Raw genomic sequence first — 13,533 nt, 5'->3', positions numbered from 1 at the left:
GCCGAGGGCCCCTGCGCGGGCCGCCGCGCAAGTCAGTCCGGCGCCCCACGTCCCTATAATCTGCGGGTTTTGCGCGGCGCAGCCTGCTGCCGCGCACGCCCCACCCCGCATAGCCCGCATTGCCGAATCCGCCCGCGCGCAAAGCGCGAGCCCCAAGAGGAAGTCCATGAGCGACGCAACGCCCCAGCACACCGACCATCACGAAGGCCCGATCCGCACGCCCAAGCAGCTCGCCGTGGCGGTGCTGGCCGCGTTCCTGGTGCCGATCATCGCGATCATCCTGCTGGTGAACTTCGTCGACGCGGGCAACAAGCCGAGCGCCGGCAGCGAAGGCCTCGGCGCCGAAGCGGTGGCCGCGCGCATCCAGCCGGTCGGCAAGGTCGTCGTCAAGGATGCGTCGGACACGGCCGCGCTCAAGAGCGGCGAAGAGGTCTTCAAGGCCCAGTGCTCGGCCTGCCATGCGGCCGGCGTGGCCGGTGCGCCGAAGTTCGGCGACGCCGCAGCGTGGGGCGCGCGCGTCAAGACCGGCTACGAGGCGCTGCTGACCTCGGCGCTCAAGGGCAAGGGCGCGATGGGCCCGCAAGGCGGCGGCGACTTCAGCGACCTGGAGATCGGCCGCGCGGTGGTCTACATGGCCAACGCCGGCGGCGCCAAGTTCGAAGAGCCCAAGGCGCCCGCCGCCGCGGCCTCGGCGGCGTCGAAGTAAGCCGACGCCTGCTGCCGAGACAAGCCGGTCACTGACCGGCTTTTTGCTCCGCTAAGCCGGTCACTGACCGGCTTTTTCTTTGCCCGAAGCCTCTTGCTGTTGCGGACTGAGCACCACGCCGTAGCGTGAAGTCAGCTCGGCGAAGCGGATGGCCTGCGGCGACCACAGGCCGGCCTGGATCGCGTCGGCCGCGGCGTCCATGTCGAGCGAGCGGACCAGACCCAGGCCGAGTGTGGTGGCGAGGAACAGCCGGCCGTGCTCGTCGAGCCAGGCGGCTTCCACCGCTGTGGCATCGCGGCCGGTGTGGCTGCTGAGCGCAAACGCGGCGCCGCTGCGCTGCACGCCGAGCACCCAGGGCGCCGCCTCGAGCTCGACGTAGACGCGCTGCGGCCCGTTCTGGAAGAACCAGCAGCCCGATTCGTCGGCCTCGTAGTTGCGGCCGATGAACTCGCGCAGCTTGTCGTGCAGCAACCGGCTGCCCTTGACCTGCGGGAAGGGGCCGGCGGCCTGGACGCGGTCGTCGCGCATGTACCAGTCGCCGCGCGCGTCGAGGCCGAGCCAGCCCCGGCAGGCCGGCACGTTGGGCCACTTCTTCAGCGCCGCCTTGACGATCTCGTCCATGGCCAAATTGTGCGCCCCGGCGCCCTGAACCTCAGCCGAGGTTTCGCATCCAGCCCATCACCGCCTGCGGCAGGCCCATCACGTGGCCGGGAAAGGCGCCGCTGGCAAAGCCCACGTGGCCGCCATGCTCCGGTTGCCACAGCGTGACGAAGCGACCGACCTCGGACGCTCGCGGCAGGCTGGCCGCCGGCACGAAGGGGTCGTTGCGCGCATTGAGCACCAACGCCGGAATGCGGATCGCGTTCAGGTGCGGCTTGGCCGAGGCGCGCGCCCAGTAGTCGTCGGTGCCGCGAAAGCCGTGCACCGGTGCTGTAAAGATGTCGTCGAACTCGTAAAGGTCGCGCGCGGCGAGCAGGCGCTCGCGGTCGAATAGGCCGGGATGCTGCGCCAGCTTGGCCAGCGCCTTGGGCTTCATCGTGCGCAGGAACATGCGCGTGTAGACGTGGCGGTTGAAGCCGCGCGAGATCGCGTGGCCGCCGGCGGCGAGGTCGATGGGGGAGCTGATCGCGGCCACCGCGCGCGCGGTGCCCGAGGCGCTGTCGCCGGATTCCTCGGCCCAGCGCAACAGCGCGTTGCCGCCCAGTGAGACGCCGACCGCGATCACGGGCGCGCCGGCGCGCTGGCGCAATCGCGCGAGGAACCAGCCGACCTCCTCGAAGTCGCCCGAGTGGTATGCGCGCGGCGCGAGGTTGATCTCCCCCGAGCAGCCGCGGAAATGCGGCACCGCGAAGCGCCAGCGGTGCTGGCGCGCCCAGTCGGCGAAGGCCTGCGCGTAATGGCTGGACGACGAGCCCTCGAGGCCGTGGAACAGCACCAGCATCGGCGCGCCCTCGAGGTGCTCCCAGTCGACGCCGAAGTCGACATCGACAAAGTCGCCGTCCGGCGTGTTCCAGCGCTCGCGCCGCAAGGCCGGCGGCGGACCCTCGAAGCGCCTGGAAAACAACGCCGGCCAGATCGTCTGCGCATTGCCGCCGCGCAGCCAGCGCGGGGCACCGGCGGTGTCCCAGGCGGCAGGAGACAACGGGGTTTCGATGACGGCCGACATGGCTTGCCTCAAGCAAGTTTGGTGCGCAGCCGCGCAACGTCGGCCGTGGGCGACATCATCAGTGCAGCGTGGACGGCGCCTCGCTGATCTCCTGCACCTCGCGCGTCATGCCCGGGCTCGCATGGTGCAGCACCATGCGCCAGCCTTGCGGCGTCTTGACGTAGACGTTGGTGACGATGGCCCAGGCCGACTGCGGGCCCTGGTCGCTGAGGATGCGCACGCGCTCGACCACGTGATGCACCGCGCCGGCATGGGTGTGCAGGCGGCGGACCTTGTCGGGATGCACGTCGACCGGGCCGTTGGAGAACACCGCCTCGAAGGCCGCGCGGATCGCCGCGGCGCCGATCATGCGCGGCCCGCCCGGATGCACGCAGGCGATCTCCTCGTCGTCCGACCACACCGACATCAGCAGCTCGATGTCGCCTTGCTGCATCGCCTCGTAGAACGTGGCCTCGACGTCGTCGGGGTTCGAGGGCGGAGCCTTGGGGCGGGTCGGCATGGCGGCTTCAACGGAAGACGACGGTGCGGTGCCCGTTGAGCAGCACGCGGTGCTCGACATGCCACTTCACCGCGCGCGCGAGCACGACGCTCTCGACGTCGCGCCCGATCGCGGTGAAATCCTCGGGCGAGAGCGTGTGGTCCACGCGCTCGACGTCCTGCTCGATGATCGGGCCCTCATCGAGCTCGGGCGTCACGTAGTGCGCCGTCGCGCCGATCAACTTGACGCCGCGCGCATGCGCCTGCGCATACGGACGTGCGCCCTTGAAGCTGGGCAGGAAGCTGTGATGGATGTTGATCGCACGCCCGGCCAGGAACTCGCAGAACGGCTCGGAGAGGATCTGCATGTACCGCGCGAGCACGACCAGGTCGACGCGCTCGCTGTCGATCAGGGCCTCGATGCGGCGCTCCTGCTCGCGCTTGTGCTCGGCCGAAGCGCCTGCGGCCAGCGGGAAGTGATGGAACGGCAGGCCGTAGCTGCGCACCAGGGCCTCGAAGTCCGGATGGTTGGAGACCACGCCGGCGATCTCCACCGGCAGCGTGCCGCTCTGGCAGCGAAACAACAGGTCGTTCAGGCAATGGCCGTGCCTGCTGACCAGCACCAATAGCCGCGGCTTGCGTGCCAGCGAATGAAAGCGCGCGCTCATGCCGAACTGCTGGCGCACATGCGTGAACAGCTTGTCGAGCGAGGCGCAGTCGGCCAGCTGCTCGGGCGCCTCGAAGTGCACGCGCATGAAGAACAGCCCGGTGCCGTCGTCGCTTTGCACGTCGCCGAACTGCTGGGAGTCGAGGATGTTGCAGCCGGCCTGGTAGAGCAGGCCCGAGACCGCATAGACGATGCCCTTGGCGTCGCGGCAGGACAGCGTCAGGACGAACTCGCGCGCAGCGCCTTGCATGATGCCCGGTGCTGCGCGCTCAGTGGCCGTGGTGCACGCGCTCGCCGGCCTTCAGGCGATAGCTCGTGCCGCAATAGGGGCAGCGCCCTTCGCCGGTCGTCGCGACGTCGATGAACACGCGCGGATGGTTGCTCCACAACGGCATCTTCGGGTTCGGGCAGAACACGACGCCGGGGCCTTGCAGGTCCGCGGCCGTGACCTCGACGACCGACTTGGGCTCGGTGTTGGGTTGGGCGCTCATGGTGTCTTGTTCTCGAATGCGGCGGTTCAGACCGGGCTCAGCCACTCGGCGTACTTGGGGTTGCGGCCGTTGACGATGTCGAAGAACGCGCTTTGGATCTTCTCGGTCACCGGCCCGCGCGAGCCGCGGCCGATCTCGATGCGGTCGAGTTCGCGGATCGGCGTGACCTCGGCCGCCGTGCCGGTGAAGAAGGCCTCGTCGGCGATGTAGACCTCGTCGCGCGTGATGCGCTTTTCCACCAGCTTGATGCCGAGGTCGTTGCAGATGTGGAAGATGGTGTTGCGCGTGATGCCGTTGAGCGCGCCGGCCGAGAGGTCGGGCGTGTAGACCACGCCGTTCTTGATGATGAACAGGTTCTCGCCAGCGCCCTCGCTGACGAAGCCCGAGGCGTCCAGCAGCAGCGCCTCGTCGTAGCCCTCGTCGGTGGCTTCCATGTTGGCGAGGATCGAGTTCGTGTAGTTGCTCACCGCCTTGGCCTGCGTCATCGTGATGTTGACGTGGTGGCGCGTGTAGCTCGAGGTCTTGACCCGGATGCCGCGCTTGAGCCCTTCTTCGCCGAGGTAGGCGCCCCATGCCCAGGCCGCGACCATCAGGTGCACGGTGTTGCCCTTGGGGCTCACGCCCAGCTTTTCGGAGCCGATCCAGGTGAGCGGGCGCAGGTAGCAGCTCTCGAGCTGGTTCTCGCGCACGACCTGGCGCTGTGCCTCCTCGACCTGCTCGAGCGTGAAGGGGATCTTCATGCGCAGGATCTTGGCGCTGTTGAACAGGCGCTCGGTGTGCTCGCGCAGCCTAAAGATCGCCGTGCCCTTGGCCGTGTTGTAGGCCCGCACCCCCTCGAAGGCGCCGCAGCCGTAGTGCAGCGTGTGGCTGAGCACGTGGATCTTGGCGTCGCGCCAGTCGACGAGCTGGCCATCCATCCAGATCTTGCCGTCGCGGTCGTGCATCGACATGTGAGTTCCTTCGTCGGGCGTGGAGCCCGGCATTCTACGAGGGCCCTCGTGCGAGGGGTCCGCTGGAGCGCTTGCGGCAGCCCTACCAAAGCGTGCGGGTGCACGTCGAGTCGGGTTCACCACGCCCGGACGCCGCTCGTCCGGGATTGCCGGCCGCCCGTCTGAACCCAGCCCCCGCATCGGCGGGGAGGACCGCCGCCGCGGGATTGCTGGCCCTGGTAACCGTGAGTAATGTCACGCCACCCAACGCGTCGGGTGTCGACGCGATACCCAAGCGCAATAACAGGAGAGAACCGTGCGTAGCTTCAACAAGATCCTCGGGGCCGCCGCGTGCGTCGGCGCGTTGTTCAGTGCCCCCGCCCATGCCATCGACTGCGCGCTCAGCGACGTCGCCGGCGCCACCGCCTGCTTCGGCTACAACGACTGGACCAACCAGCCCACCTTCGAAAGCGAGATCGCCGGCACCTTGACCAGCTGGGGCATCGACAGCTCCGAGTACCTGGGCAAGATCGAAGGCGGCACCAGCGCGTTCGGCAGCTACTCCGGCTCGGGCGGCACCGGCACGATCACCTTCAACCAGGCGGTCGCCGGCGATCTCGTCGTCGGCCTGAAGACCGGCGGCCAAGGTGGCGGCTACTACGCGCTGTACCTGGTCGATGCCGGCGCCGGCATCACCTCGCTGAACTACTCGTTCCCGTTCGCGCCGCCGACCGTCGGTGGCCTGTCGCACGTCTCGGTCTGGGCCAACCCGGTGCCGGAACCCGAGACCTATGCGCTGATGATGGCCGGCCTCGGCGTGCTGGGCTTCATCGCCCGCCGTCGCCAGCAGCAGTCGTGATCGAGACCTTATCGACGCCAGCGAGCGCTCGCATCGATCTCCAACACAAGGGGCCGTCAGGCCCCTTGTTCATTGGCGGGCACTTGCAGTGTCCAGCTCTCGGCCCGCCCGCCCGGGCAGCGCACGTCGAGCGCGTAGCCATAAGCGTCGCGCCAGCGCAGCACCGGCACCCCGTCGTCGACCACCTCGCCGATCGTGCCGGCCAGCTTGGTCAGCTGCACCGTCGTCAGTCCCCTGCGCAGGGACTGCTGGAACTGGCGCGCGTGCGGCACCTGGCCCACCGGCCGCTGCATCGCTGCGCGCAGCACGCGCATCGAGCGCGAGAAGTCGAGCAGCAGCCAGAAGACGACCACCGTCACCGCCAGCAGTGCGCCTTGCCAGCCGAAGCGCCAGGCACCGAAGGCCAGCGCGACCACGGCCAGCAGCCAACCGAGGCGGTGGTTCATGCTGGCGCTCCTGCGCCCGATGCGCCGCGCGGCAAGTCGGACTCGTAGCGGCCCATCCAGCCGCTGCGCAGTGCGTCGGCCCAGTCGCCGCGGCCGTTACGCTCGGCCTGGTCGGCCGCGGCGTGCCAGTCGTAGGTCGTGGCTTGCAGCGCCGCCTGCCAGCCGGCGGCCGATCGCTCGAGCAGCGCCCAGCGCGCGTGCGGGCTGCCGGCTTGCACGACATGCGGCATGGGGTGGATGTCGTCGTAGGCCTGCAGGCCGACGCTGCCCGGATTGACGACCAGTGGCCCGCCCGGCACCTGGGCGACGTGCGCCACATGCGTATGCCCGCACAGCACGAGCGCCGGGCCGCGCTGCCAGTCGCCCAGGCGCTCGGACAGTTCGGCGGCGCTCGCGGCGCGCAGGCCGGAGTCGACGCTGCGCCGGTGGTTGGGGGTCACGGTTTCCATCAGGTAGTGCAAATCGCTCTTCGGCGTGCCGTGGCAGCACCACACCTCCACGTCCAGCCGGCACGTCGGCGGCAGCGAGGCGAGCCAGGCGCGGTGGGTTTCGTTCAGCCGCGCGGCGGCGTAGGCGTCGCTTGCGCTCATGAGCGAGCGGTCCGGCGCGAGCACCTGGCGCTCGTGGTTGCCGGCGATCGTGGGCCAGTCGCGCGCCATCAGCCAGTCGATCGTCTCGGCGGGCCACAGCGGCCCGCTGGCGATGTCGCCGAGGTTGACGATCAGGTCCACGCCCGCCGCCTCGATCGCCGCATGCACGGCCTCGAGCGCCGGCAAGTTGCCGTGAATGTCGGATACGACCGCGATGCGCATCACGGCTCCTGCGCGCGCCAGCCGTAGGCCCGCTCGACCTTGGCAATGCGAAGCTCGTAGCCGGTGTACCACTGCTTGCGGCCGGTCTCGCGGGCGATGACGTGCTCGGCATGCGCGCGCCACGCGGCGATCGCTTCCAGCGAAGCCCAGTACGACACCGTGATGCCGAAACCGTCGGCACCGCGCGTGCTCTCGACGCCGAGGAAGCCCTGCTGCTGCGCGGCCAGTTCGACCATGCGATCGGCGGTCTCGCCGTAGCCGGCTTCGGCCGGCGTGCGCTGGCTCGCGAAGATCACCGCGTAGTACGGCGGCTCGGGCCGCGGTGCGAAAGGATTCGTTGTCATGCCAGCTCCCGGCTCAACTCCACCGCCTGTTCGACACGCTCGACGGCATGGATCGTCAAGCCCTCGATCGGCTTCTTCGGCGCATTGGCCTTGGGCACGACGGCCACCGAGAAGCCCAGCTTGGCGGCTTCTTTCAGCCGCTCCTGGCCGCGCGGCGCCGGACGCACCTCGCCGGCCAGGCCGACCTCGCCGAAGGCGATGAAGCCGCGCGGCAATGCCCGTCCGCGCAACGAACCCTGGATCGCCAGCATCACCGCCAGGTCGGCCGCCGGCTCGCTGATGCGCACGCCGCCGACCGCGTTGACGAACACGTCCTGGTCCATGCAGGCAATGCCGGCATGGCGGTGCAGTACCGCCAGCAGCATCGCGAGGCGGTCGCGCTCAAGGCCGACGCTGAGCCTGCGCGGGCTCGGCCCGCCGGAGTCGACCAGCGCCTGCAGCTCGACCAGCATCGGCCGCGTGCCTTCGAGCGTGACCATCACGCAGGAGCCCGGCACCGGCTCGGCATGGGTGGAGAGAAAGATCGCGCTCGGATTCGTGACGCCCTTCAGGCCGCGCTCGGTCATCGCGAACACGCCGATCTCGTTGACCGCGCCGAAGCGGTTCTTGATCGCGCGCACGAGCCTAAAGCTCGAATGCGTGTCACCCTCGAAGTACAGCACCGTGTCGACGATGTGTTCCAGCACGCGCGGGCCGGCGATCGCGCCCTCCTTCGTGACGTGGCCCACCAGCACCATCGTGCAGCCGCCCGCCTTGGCGGTGCGCGTGAGTTGCGCGGCGCATTCGCGCACCTGCGCCACCGAGCCCGGCGCAGAGGTCAGCTGTTCGGAGTACAGCGTCTGGATCGAGTCGATCACGCAGAAGGCCGGCTGTTCGGCCTCGATGGTGGCCTGGATCTTCTCGAGGTTGATCTCGGCCAGCACGCGCACGCGCTGCCCTTCGAGGCCGAGCCTTCGCGCGCGCAGCGCAACCTGCGCGCCGCTTTCCTCGCCGGTGACGTAGAGCACCGGCATCTGCTGCGAGAGCGCGTCCACCGCCTGCAGCAGCAGCGTGCTCTTGCCGATGCCCGGGTCGCCGCCGATCAGCACCACGCCGCCGGCGACGATGCCGCCACCCAGCACGCGGTCGAGCTCTTCGATGCCGGTCGGCGTGCGAGCGACCTCGGCCGCGTCGATCTCGGCCAGCGTCGCGACCGGCTGGCTCTTCGCCAGCGACTGGAAACGGTGCTTCGAGGCGGACGCGCTCTCGGCGACCGTTTCCTCCAGCGTGTTCCAGGCGTTGCAGTGCGGGCATTTGCCCAGCCACTTGAGGCTGGTGCCGCCGCACTCGCTGCAGGTGTAGATCGTCTTGTCCTTGGCCATGCGGGGATTGTGGCCGCTCAGTCGAAGCGCTTGGACCGCCCGGCCTTGACCTGCGCGCGCTGGCTCTTGCCCTCGAGCCGCCGCTGTTGCGAGCCGTAGGTGGGTTTCGTCGCGACCCGCTTGCGCGGCGGTTGCGCCACGCTCATCAGCAGTTCGACCACGCGCTCGAGCGCCGCCTCGCGGTTGCGCGCCTGGCTGCGGTGTTCCTGCGCCTTGACCACGAGCACGCCGTCGTCGCCGATGCGCTGGTCCTTCAAGGCCAGCACGCGCGACTTGTGCGCCTCGGGCAGCGACGAACGCGCGATGTCGAAGCGCAGGTGCACCGCGCTCGACACCTTGTTGACGTTCTGACCGCCCGCGCCTTGCGCGCGCACCGCGTTGAACTCGGCCTCGCGCTCGACGAGCGCGCGCAATCGCTCGGCCTGGCTCTTCAGCACGCGCTCGTTTGCGCCCGGATGCCGCGCTGGCGCTCGTCGAGTTCGCGGCGCAGCGCCTTGCGCTGGCAGGCCGCCTCCCAGCGCCGCTGCTCGTCGCCGGGGGCCGGCGACAGCGGCGGCACCGGGGTCGGCTTGCCCTCGTCGTCGACCGCCACCATCGTGAAGAAGCAGCTGTTGGCGTGGCGCACGACCTGGGTGCGGATGTTCTCGGTCACCACCTTGATGCCGACTTCCATCGACGAGGTGCCGGTGTGGTTGACGCAGGCGAGAAAGGTGACCAGCTCGCCGACGTGGATCGGCTGGCGGAACATCACCTGGTCGACCGACAGCGTGACCACGTAGCGCCCCGCGTAACGGCTGGCGCAGGCATAGGCCACCTGGTCGAGCATCTTCAAGATGGTGCCGCCGTGGACATTGCCGCTGAAGTTGGCCATGTCCGGGGTCATCAGCACCGTCATCGTCAGCTGGTGGGCAGGGAGGTCCATGCCGGCATTGTGGGGCCTGGGCGCACGCGCAGCGCGGCGCGCCCGACGAGACGCGCCAGCAGCGACGGCCGCTCCACCAGGCTCACCTGGGCGCGGCCCTCTGCCTCGACGATCGCCCGCGCGCCGGGCGCCAGGTGGATCGTCTGGCCGGCGTCGAGGAAGTGGTCGTCGAGGTCGCCGGCGCGCGTCACCCAGACGCGGCCCTGCACCACGCTCAACCAGACCGGCCGGCGCTCGCGCCATTGCAGCAGTTCGCCAGCGGCCAGTTGCAGCACGACGGGACGTTGGAATTCGAGCATCGCAGTCTCCCGGAAGTTGGGTTGCCAGTGTTCCGGGATGCCCATCGTCGCAACAGATCCAGCGCCAATTGAACTGCAGCCGCACAGATGCGCAGCGACCCCGCCTGTACCACCCACTGATCGGCACATCTGTGCCGGTACAAGCGCCGCGCCGATGATCACAATCGGGGCGTGGATGACAGCAACGCCGACGCGCCGCTGTACGAGCGGATCGCCAACCAGGTCGAGCAGGCGATGGCCGGCGGCGCCTTGCGCGCGGGCGACCGGCTGCCCTCGGTGCGCCAGCTCAGCCAGCAGCACGGCGTGAGCGTCACGACCGCGCTGCAGGCCCTGCGCCACCTCGAGAACCGCGGCCTGGTGCAGGCGCGCCCGAAGTCCGGCTACTTCGTCTGCCCGCGCCTGCCGGCGCTGCCCGAGCCGCAGATGGACCTGCGCGTCGACGCGGCCAGCTTCGTCAGCATGGACCAGGTGCTGCACGAGTTCCTGCTGACGATGGAGGACCCGCAGGCCGTGCCGGCCTTCCAGGCGCTGCCGGCGCGCAGCCTCCTGCCCGAGGCCAAGCTGCAGGCCATCCTGGCCAGCGTCAACCGTCGCCACCCCGAATACGGCACCACGTTCTCGATCGCCGGCAGCGCCGCGCTGCGCCAGCAGATCGCGCGCCGCGCGGTGAGTTCTGGGGTACAGCTGCGCCCGGAGGAGATCGTCATCACCAACGGCGGCATGGAGGCGCTGTACCTGGCGCTCAAGTCCGTGGCCGCGCCGGGCGAGACCATCCTGGTCGAGTCGCCGACCTACTTCAGCCTGCTGCAGACGATCGAAAGCCTGGGCATGCGCGCGCTCGAGATCCCGAGCCACCCGCGCGCCGGCATTTCGCTCGAGGCGCTGGACTTCGCGACGCAGACTCCTGGCGCGGTGCGCGCCTGCGTCTTGCTGCCGCACTTCCCGAACCCGGGCGGAAGCCTCATGCCGGTGGAGCACAAGCGCCAGCTGGTGCAGCTGTGCGCCGAGCGTGGCATCGCGGTGATCGAGAGCGACATCTACGGCGAGCTCTACTTCGGCGACCAGCGCCCGCCGGTGCTCAAGAGCTTCGACGAGCACAACGACGTGATCCTGTGCTCCTCGTTCACCAAGACCGTCGCGCCCGGTTACCGCATCGGCTGGATCGCGCCGGGCCGCCACTTCATGAAGACGCAGGCGCTGAAGATGCGCACCTCGTGCGCGAGCCCGATGCTGCAGCAGGAGGTGCTGGCGCAGTTCATGCGCGACGGCGGCTACGACCACCACCTGCGCCGCCTGCGCGCCGCGCTCAAGCTGCAGGCGCACCAGATGGCCGACGCGGTGGCGCGCCACTTCCCGATGGGCTGCCGGCTCAGCATCCCGCAAGGCGGTTTCATGCTGTGGATCGAGCTGCCGCGGCACGTGGACTCGCGCGAGGTGTTCGCGCTGGCGCGGCTGGCGCACATCGGCGTCGCGCCGGGTGCGGCGTTCAGCATCTCGCGCCGCTTCGACCATTTCATCCGGCTGCAGTACGGCGACCCGTGGTCGGCGCGCATGGAGGAGTCGATGCGCAAGCTCGGGCAGATCGTCGCGAAGCTGGCCGAGGCGCCGTCGCGGCAGCGACAGGCCGAGCACGCCTTGCAAGCCTGACTTCAGCCCCCTCTCCCCGCAAGCGGGGCGAGGGCCCAGTGCACGCTCAGGCGTCCAGCACCTGCCACGTATCGGCCGGCGCAGGCAGCTGCGGCAGCGCCTGCGCAATCGACTCGCAATGCGCGATGTGGCGCTCGCACAGCCGCTTGAACAGCCAGCCTGAGATCGCGCCGGAGGCGATCTGCCCGGCCACCGGCACGAGCTTGGCGGCCTGCTGCGCGCCCAGGCGCACGCCGATCGCGCGCATCGCGCCGATCATCAGCGTCTGCGTGAGCGCGCGGCCGACGAGGTAGCTGCCGATCTCGCGCGCCAGCGCCTCGACCTGGCTGCGCTGCGGCGCCGGCAATCTGGCGACCTGCTCGGCGCTGAGCCCGTAGGCGAGGTTGATGCTCTCCAGCGTGCTGGCGAGCAGCTTGCCGTTGACGAACAGGTCGACGCCGGCCACCGGCAGCGCGGAGACGCCGGCGGCCTTGAGTGCCTGGCGGCGCACGAAGCGGCGGCACAGCTGGGCGCGCGTTCCCGTCGCGGGCGAGGCGCCCTGCGGCCGGCGGGGGAAGACGGCGGCGATGCCCATCGGCGCACTGTAGCGCCGTCGAAAAGGCCCGCCGCGCGGCTCAGGCGATCGCCACCGGCACGCGCGGCGCCAGCGCGCACATCAGCTCGTAGCCGATGGTGCCGGCCGCGCGCGCGACCTCGTCGATCGGCAGGCGCGTGCCGTGCGGCCCCTCGCCCCACAGCGTGACCTCGGCCCCGATGCCGGTGTCGCGCCCGGCCGCGCGCACCGGCTCGAGATCGACCGCGATCATGTCCATCGATACGCGCCCCACCGTGCGCGTGCGCACGCCATCGACCAGCACCGGCGTGCCGGTCGCGCAGTGGCGCGGGTAGCCGTCGGCGTAGCCGCAAGCGACGATGCCGATCGCCATCTCGCGCTCGGCGGTGAAGCTGCTGCCGTAGCCGACCGTGTCGCCGCCGCGCAGCTGCTGCAGGCCAATCAACTTCGAGCGCAGCGTCATCGTCGGCGCCAGGCCCCAGTGCGCGATGTCGTGCTCGGGGAAATCGGGCGCCGAGCCGTAGAGCAGGATGCCGGCGCGCACCCAGTCGGCGCGCACGCCCGCCGCCTGGGCGTGGCGCAGCGTCGCGGCGCTGTTGGCCACGCTGCGCTCGCCGGGCAGATCGCGCGCGGCGGACTCGAAGGTCTCGACCGCATGCGCGATGCCGCGCGAGCCGTCGGCATCGGAGAAGTGCGTCATCAGCGAGATCTCGTCGACCTGCGGCAGCGCGTCGAGCCGCGCCCATGCGGCGCGAAAGGCCTGCGGCGTGAAGCCCAGACGGTTCATGCCGCTGTTGAGCTTGAGGAAGACGCGGTGTGTCTGGTGGGTCTTGTGCATCGCCAGCCAGTCGATCTGCTGCTCGCAGTGCACCGCATGCCACAGGTTCAGGCGCGAGCACAGCTCGAGGTCGCGCGGCTCGAACACGCCTTCGAGCAGCAGGATCGGGCCGCGCCAGCCTAAAGCGCGCACACGCTCGGCTTCGGCGAGGTCGAGCAGCGCAAAGCCGTCGGCGCCGCGCAGCGCCTCGTAGACGCGCTCGATGCCGTGGCCGTAGGCATTGGCCTTGACGACCGCGAACACGCGCGCGTCGATCGCCGACGCGCGCGCGCGCTCGAGGTTGTGCTTCAGTGCATCAGGATGGATCAGGGCCTGGATCGGGCGGGGCATGTCGGGTTCGAACGGTTGGCGCGGTCGGCCGCTAGTGTGCTCGCGGCCAAGCGCCCGGCGCCGCTGCGGCCAGTGATTTTCATCGCCGATCAGGCCCGCTGATGAGGCGGCATGCGGGCTTTCGCTCGAAAAGCCGTCAAGACCCGCATGCTATAAACCGCGCCGCGGTAGACGGCCTCTTTCTCG

Annotated in this window: 18 protein-coding genes; 3 read left to right on the top strand and 15 right to left on the bottom strand. The window is 69.9% G+C overall.

Going from position 1 to position 13,533, the window contains the following annotated elements:
* Positions 1-166: 166 nt before the first annotated feature.
* Positions 167-706, top strand: coding sequence for a c-type cytochrome (locus tag ACO2TI_RS14650; protein ID WP_423285357.1), 540 nt, complete (start codon positions 167-169; stop codon positions 704-706).
* 60 nt (positions 707-766) lie between these two features.
* Here ACO2TI_RS14650 and ACO2TI_RS14645 read toward each other — a convergent pair whose 3' ends face one another.
* From ACO2TI_RS14645 to ACO2TI_RS14620, 6 genes are read right to left on the bottom strand one after another with little or no spacing between them, the layout of a single operon-like run.
* The gene (locus ACO2TI_RS14645) at positions 767-1,327 is read right to left on the bottom strand and encodes a DUF2946 family protein (RefSeq protein WP_423285355.1); all 561 of its coding nucleotides are present in this window, start codon (positions 1,325-1,327) and stop codon (positions 767-769) included.
* A gap of 31 nt (positions 1,328-1,358) precedes the next feature.
* A complete protein-coding gene (locus ACO2TI_RS14640) occupies positions 1,359-2,372 on the bottom strand; it encodes a YheT family hydrolase (RefSeq protein WP_423285353.1) in 1,014 nt (337 codons plus the stop codon).
* Positions 2,373-2,430: 58 nt separating this feature from the next.
* Positions 2,431-2,871, bottom strand: a complete 441-nt coding sequence (locus ACO2TI_RS14635; RefSeq protein WP_423285351.1) for a YybH family protein — start codon at positions 2,869-2,871, stop codon at positions 2,431-2,433.
* A gap of 7 nt (positions 2,872-2,878) precedes the next feature.
* Positions 2,879-3,766, bottom strand: coding sequence for a formyltetrahydrofolate deformylase (gene purU, locus ACO2TI_RS14630; protein WP_423285350.1), 888 nt, complete (start codon positions 3,764-3,766; stop codon positions 2,879-2,881).
* A 19-nt stretch (positions 3,767-3,785) separates the two neighbouring features.
* Complete coding sequence (locus tag ACO2TI_RS14625) at positions 3,786-4,007, bottom strand: zinc-finger domain-containing protein (protein WP_423285348.1); 222 nt, start codon at positions 4,005-4,007, stop codon at positions 3,786-3,788.
* A 26-nt stretch (positions 4,008-4,033) separates the two neighbouring features.
* The gene (locus ACO2TI_RS14620; RefSeq protein WP_423285346.1) at positions 4,034-4,957 is read right to left on the bottom strand and encodes a branched-chain amino acid transaminase; all 924 of its coding nucleotides are present in this window, start codon (positions 4,955-4,957) and stop codon (positions 4,034-4,036) included.
* 295 nt (positions 4,958-5,252) lie between these two features.
* Here ACO2TI_RS14620 and ACO2TI_RS14615 point away from each other — a divergent pair, with 295 nt between their 5' ends.
* The gene (locus tag ACO2TI_RS14615; RefSeq protein WP_423285344.1) at positions 5,253-5,795 is read left to right on the top strand and encodes a PEP-CTERM sorting domain-containing protein; all 543 of its coding nucleotides are present in this window, start codon (positions 5,253-5,255) and stop codon (positions 5,793-5,795) included.
* A 56-nt stretch (positions 5,796-5,851) separates the two neighbouring features.
* On the opposite strand, the gene ACO2TI_RS14610 is transcribed toward ACO2TI_RS14615, so the two are convergent.
* Genes ACO2TI_RS14610 through ACO2TI_RS14580 form a run of 7 tightly spaced genes read right to left on the bottom strand, consistent with a single transcriptional unit; the run spans position 5,852 to position 9,979 of the window.
* Positions 5,852-6,241, bottom strand: a complete 390-nt coding sequence (locus ACO2TI_RS14610) for a hypothetical protein (protein WP_423285342.1) — start codon at positions 6,239-6,241, stop codon at positions 5,852-5,854.
* A complete protein-coding gene (locus ACO2TI_RS14605) occupies positions 6,238-7,053 on the bottom strand; it encodes a metallophosphoesterase family protein (protein WP_423285341.1) in 816 nt (271 codons plus the stop codon). Before ACO2TI_RS14605 ends, ACO2TI_RS14610 begins: the two co-directional genes overlap by 4 nt.
* The gene (locus ACO2TI_RS14600; RefSeq protein ID WP_423285339.1) at positions 7,053-7,397 is read right to left on the bottom strand and encodes an antibiotic biosynthesis monooxygenase family protein; all 345 of its coding nucleotides are present in this window, start codon (positions 7,395-7,397) and stop codon (positions 7,053-7,055) included. Before ACO2TI_RS14600 ends, ACO2TI_RS14605 begins: the two co-directional genes overlap by 1 nt.
* A complete protein-coding gene (gene radA / locus ACO2TI_RS14595) occupies positions 7,394-8,758 on the bottom strand; it encodes a DNA repair protein RadA (RefSeq protein WP_423285338.1) in 1,365 nt (454 codons plus the stop codon). Before radA ends, ACO2TI_RS14600 begins: the two co-directional genes overlap by 4 nt.
* Before the next feature lie 17 nt (positions 8,759-8,775).
* The gene (gene arfB, locus ACO2TI_RS14590; RefSeq protein ID WP_423285336.1) at positions 8,776-9,195 is read right to left on the bottom strand and encodes an alternative ribosome rescue aminoacyl-tRNA hydrolase ArfB; all 420 of its coding nucleotides are present in this window, start codon (positions 9,193-9,195) and stop codon (positions 8,776-8,778) included.
* Positions 9,189-9,680: an acyl-CoA thioesterase gene (locus ACO2TI_RS14585; RefSeq protein ID WP_423285334.1), complete on the bottom strand. Its 492-nt coding sequence runs from the start codon at positions 9,678-9,680 to the stop codon at positions 9,189-9,191. Before ACO2TI_RS14585 ends, arfB begins: the two co-directional genes overlap by 7 nt.
* Positions 9,656-9,979: a DUF2917 domain-containing protein gene (locus ACO2TI_RS14580; protein WP_423285332.1), complete on the bottom strand. Its 324-nt coding sequence runs from the start codon at positions 9,977-9,979 to the stop codon at positions 9,656-9,658. The genes ACO2TI_RS14585 and ACO2TI_RS14580 overlap by 25 nt, the downstream gene beginning before the upstream one ends.
* Before the next feature lie 171 nt (positions 9,980-10,150).
* Here ACO2TI_RS14580 and ACO2TI_RS14575 point away from each other — a divergent pair, with 171 nt between their 5' ends.
* Positions 10,151-11,626: a PLP-dependent aminotransferase family protein gene (locus tag ACO2TI_RS14575; RefSeq protein ID WP_423285330.1), complete on the top strand. Its 1,476-nt coding sequence runs from the start codon at positions 10,151-10,153 to the stop codon at positions 11,624-11,626.
* A 46-nt stretch (positions 11,627-11,672) separates the two neighbouring features.
* Here the strand turns inward: ACO2TI_RS14575 and ACO2TI_RS14570 are convergent, their stop codons facing one another.
* Complete coding sequence (locus ACO2TI_RS14570) at positions 11,673-12,200, bottom strand: hypothetical protein (RefSeq protein ID WP_423285328.1); 528 nt, start codon at positions 12,198-12,200, stop codon at positions 11,673-11,675.
* Positions 12,201-12,240: 40 nt separating this feature from the next.
* A complete protein-coding gene (gene alr / locus ACO2TI_RS14565; RefSeq protein WP_423285326.1) occupies positions 12,241-13,347 on the bottom strand; it encodes an alanine racemase in 1,107 nt (368 codons plus the stop codon).
* Positions 13,348-13,533: the final 186 nt, after the last annotated feature.

The sequence above is a fragment of the Caldimonas sp. KR1-144 genome (assembly GCF_049446155.1).
Lineage (GTDB): Bacteria > Pseudomonadota > Gammaproteobacteria > Burkholderiales > Burkholderiaceae_C > Rivibacter.
Note: the sequence above shows the minus strand (reverse complement) of the source record. Positions and strands in the feature narration are given on the sequence as shown.

Coding starts and splice junctions, on each gene's coding strand:
- ACO2TI_RS14650 (WP_423285357.1), top strand. CDS start 167: ATGAGCGACGCAACGCCCCAGCACACCGACCATCACGAAGGCCCGATC.
- ACO2TI_RS14645 (WP_423285355.1), bottom strand. CDS start 1,327: ATGGACGAGATCGTCAAGGCGGCGCTGAAGAAGTGGCCCAACGTGCCG.
- ACO2TI_RS14640 (WP_423285353.1), bottom strand. CDS start 2,372: ATGTCGGCCGTCATCGAAACCCCGTTGTCTCCTGCCGCCTGGGACACC.
- ACO2TI_RS14635 (WP_423285351.1), bottom strand. CDS start 2,871: ATGCCGACCCGCCCCAAGGCTCCGCCCTCGAACCCCGACGACGTCGAG.
- purU (WP_423285350.1), bottom strand. CDS start 3,766: ATGCAAGGCGCTGCGCGCGAGTTCGTCCTGACGCTGTCCTGCCGCGAC.
- ACO2TI_RS14625 (WP_423285348.1), bottom strand. CDS start 4,007: ATGAGCGCCCAACCCAACACCGAGCCCAAGTCGGTCGTCGAGGTCACG.
- ACO2TI_RS14620 (WP_423285346.1), bottom strand. CDS start 4,957: ATGTCGATGCACGACCGCGACGGCAAGATCTGGATGGATGGCCAGCTC.
- ACO2TI_RS14610 (WP_423285342.1), bottom strand. CDS start 6,241: ATGAACCACCGCCTCGGTTGGCTGCTGGCCGTGGTCGCGCTGGCCTTC.
- ACO2TI_RS14605 (WP_423285341.1), bottom strand. CDS start 7,053: ATGCGCATCGCGGTCGTATCCGACATTCACGGCAACTTGCCGGCGCTC.
- ACO2TI_RS14600 (WP_423285339.1), bottom strand. CDS start 7,397: ATGACAACGAATCCTTTCGCACCGCGGCCCGAGCCGCCGTACTACGCG.
- radA (WP_423285338.1), bottom strand. CDS start 8,758: ATGGCCAAGGACAAGACGATCTACACCTGCAGCGAGTGCGGCGGCACC.
- ACO2TI_RS14585 (WP_423285334.1), bottom strand. CDS start 9,680: ATGGACCTCCCTGCCCACCAGCTGACGATGACGGTGCTGATGACCCCG.
- ACO2TI_RS14580 (WP_423285332.1), bottom strand. CDS start 9,979: ATGCTCGAATTCCAACGTCCCGTCGTGCTGCAACTGGCCGCTGGCGAA.
- ACO2TI_RS14570 (WP_423285328.1), bottom strand. CDS start 12,200: ATGGGCATCGCCGCCGTCTTCCCCCGCCGGCCGCAGGGCGCCTCGCCC.
- alr (WP_423285326.1), bottom strand. CDS start 13,347: ATGCCCCGCCCGATCCAGGCCCTGATCCATCCTGATGCACTGAAGCAC.